The 2,808-nt window shown below is 63.2% G+C and carries 3 protein-coding genes and 1 pseudogene; all 4 read left to right on the top strand.

Going from position 1 to position 2,808, the window contains the following annotated elements; all coding sequences use genetic code 11:
* Positions 1 to 682: type VI secretion IcmF C-terminal domain-containing protein (locus EOA29_RS31645; protein ID WP_281061121.1), on the top strand; the 682-nt coding region annotated here is incomplete at its 5' end.
* Entirely contained in the window at positions 664 to 1,206 is a 543-nt protein-coding gene (tagF, locus tag EOA29_RS31640; RefSeq protein WP_189479045.1) for a type VI secretion system-associated protein TagF, read from the top strand. The genes EOA29_RS31645 and tagF, both read left to right, overlap by 19 nt.
* Positions 1,206 to 2,309, top strand: coding sequence for a DUF2169 domain-containing protein (locus EOA29_RS31635; protein ID WP_127222099.1), 1,104 nt, complete (start codon positions 1,206 to 1,208; stop codon positions 2,307 to 2,309). Before tagF ends, EOA29_RS31635 begins: the two co-directional genes overlap by 1 nt.
* A pseudogene (locus EOA29_RS31630) lies at positions 2,306 to 2,808 on the top strand (3-oxoacyl-ACP synthase); the annotation flags it as partial. The gene EOA29_RS31635 and the pseudogene EOA29_RS31630, both read left to right, overlap by 4 nt.

Genomic DNA, 2,808 nt, shown 5'->3' with positions numbered 1-2,808 from the left:
CAACGCCATCTGGCGCGCCGACATCCTGCCCTTCTGCCAGGCCGCGCTCAACAACCGCTATCCCTTCAGTCCCGACAGCGCGGTCGACGTCAATGTGCGCGATTTCCAGCGCCTGTTCGGGCCGACCGGGCTGATAGACGCCTTCATCAACGATCATCTGATCAACTATGTCGACACCGCCAGCGAGCCCTGGAAATGGCGGGCGGATTTCGGCCTCGATCCCGCGGCGCTGGCGGCGTTCGAACAGGCAAGGCACATCCGCGACGACCTGTTTCCCGGCGGCACCGGCCCGGTCATGAACTTCACGCTGGAGCCGAAGGACCTGTCGCCCAACGTGGCGCGCGTGACGCTCAACCTCGATGGCCAAAACCTCGTCTACTACAACAACGCGACCAGGCCGCAGCCGATGACATGGCCGGGCAAGGACGGGACCGGCGTGATCTCGCTCGCCTTCCAGCCGGTCGACGGCTCGCCCGAGGTGATGCTCAACGAGACCGGCAGTTGGGCGTGGCTGAGGATGCTGCGCGGCGGCAAGTTCAACGGAACCAAGCTCACCGACGTCTACAGCCTGCGGCTCGGCACAAAAGGCATGTATGCCGATTTCGAGCTCAAGGCGGCCAGCGTCGAGAACCCGTACACGCTCGAGATGTTCAAGAAGTTCACATGCCCACCGCAGATCTGAATATACCCGGCTTCTACGGCAAGATGCCCGCCACCGGCGATTTCGTGACGCGGCGGCTGCCGGCGGATTTCGTGCGCGTCTGGGACCGCTGGCTGGCGCAGCACATCGTGCCGCTGTTCGGGTTTGAAACCTGGCCGACGGATACCGCCTTGCGCTTCCTGGCCGGCCCGGTCTCCTTCGGCGCATCGATGGGTATCGTCGTGCAGAGCGCCGACCGGGTGGGGCGGCAATTTCCGTTGAGCGTCGTCGCAAGGCTTTCGGAGGCGCCTCTCAAGCTGGCCTATTCGGATGCCTGGTTCGACGGCATCGAGGAAGCGGCCTTTGCCGCGCAACGGGGGGAGCTGACGCCCGACGAACTGGATGCTGCTCTGATCGCCCTGCCGTTGCCAGCCGCCGAACAGGACAGCGACATAATCGACGACCTCGTGATGTGGACCGCGCGCACGGATATTTTCGACGTCGACCCACAGGCACCGCAGCCGGCGCTCGAGCAGATCTTCGCCGCAAGCTGGGAGACCAGCTGATGCAGATCTGGAACCAGATGGGCTATCCGCACCAATTCACCATGGGCATGGACAAGGCCGGCCATGAATGGCTGGTCGTGGTGGTGAAAGGCACGTTCGACTTTCCGTCGAAACCGGGCGGGCTGGTGCAGAAGTCGGCAGAGCAGGTTCCGCTGGTCATGGCTGATACCCAGACCGGGGTGCCTGGCTATTCGGCGACGCTGTGGGAGACGGACTTCGCCTTCCGCAAGCCGCGCTGCGATGTGATTGCCAATGGCTGCGCCTATGCACCGGGAGGACGCCCGGCGGAGCGCGTGCCGGTCGGCATCAAGGTGGGCAACTGGTCGAAGCTGTTCGAGGTTGTTGGTCACCGCGAATGGCGCGCCATTGGCCCGGTGTTCACCGCGACCGCGCCGCAGCCCTTCCTGAAGTTGCCGATTTCCTACGATGTCGCTTGGGGCGGTGTCGACCGGCTAGACCCTGAGGACACCCTTCCCGCCAGCTACAAATACAACCCGGTCGGCACCGGCTGGTCGCGAACGAAGAACCAGCGTCTCATCCCAGGCCTGCGGCTACCGAACACACAAGCTGTCAACGAGGAAATCCGCTCGCCCTTCGGCGACTACAAGCCGATGAGTTTCGGACCGATGGGCCGCGGCTGGCCCGGCCGCATCGAACATGGCGGCACCTATGATGAAAACTGGACAAACAACATTTTTCCCTTTCTGCCGCCGGATTTCGACGAGCGGTATTTCCAAATGGCGCCGCCCGACCAGCAGATAGATCATCCGCGCGGGGGCGAAGAGGTGGTGCTGGTGAACCTGACGCCGGAGGGGCGGGTGAGCTTTAGGTTGCCGCCGACTGCATTGCCGATCACCTTGTTCAAGGGCAGGCAGAAAGCGTATGAGGGCGACATCTTTCCGGACACCGTTCTCCTCGACCCTGAGAAGCGCCGCTTCTCGCTGGTTTGGCGCGTCTCACAACGCATCCAGCGGACCATCCTCGATTTCTCAGAGTGCTGGGTCGGTCCGCCGACAGAGTCGATGCTCCGGGCGCGCGCTACTGGGCGCGCCTTCGTTCGGGCCAGTCTCTTTGTCCCTGATGATGAGGCCGAAAGCGCATGAGTATCGGCATCGATATTGCCGCGATCGGCATGGTGACGGCTGTCGGCCTGGATGCACCCTCCGCCTGCGCAGCGATGCGCGCCCGTCTAGACGGTTTCCAAGAAACACGCTTCCTTGGGCCAGGTGGTCAATGGCTGATCGGCGCGCCCGTGCCATTGCCACGCGACTGGATTGGCGAAAAGCGGATGGCCCACCTTGCCGGGGCAGCAATCTGCGAAGCTTTTGAAAGTGCCCCCGAAGCACGAGGTCAGACGGCCCTCATTCTCTGCTTGGCGGAGGAGAATCGGCCTGGCCGACCGGTAGCTGACGGAGCTCGGCTGCTCCGCCATATCGCTGAAATTGTCGATGTCGAACCCCATGCGCGCTCGCGAATCATCAATCACGATCGTGCATCCGGACATGTGGCGCTGGAACAGGCACGCAGGATGATTTCATCCGGCGAGGCGCCTTACGTGATGATCGCCGGCGTCGACAGCTATCTGACGCCTCTGGCCATTGA

This window comes from Mesorhizobium sp. M1E.F.Ca.ET.063.01.1.1, assembly GCF_003998155.1.
Classification (GTDB): domain Bacteria; phylum Pseudomonadota; class Alphaproteobacteria; order Rhizobiales; family Rhizobiaceae; genus Mesorhizobium.
Note: the sequence above shows the minus strand (reverse complement) of the source record. Positions and strands in the feature narration are given on the sequence as shown.

Coding starts and splice junctions, on each gene's coding strand:
- EOA29_RS31635 (WP_127222099.1), top strand. CDS start 1,206: ATGCAGATCTGGAACCAGATGGGCTATCCGCACCAATTCACCATGGGC.
- tagF (WP_189479045.1), top strand. CDS start 664: ATGCCCACCGCAGATCTGAATATACCCGGCTTCTACGGCAAGATGCCC.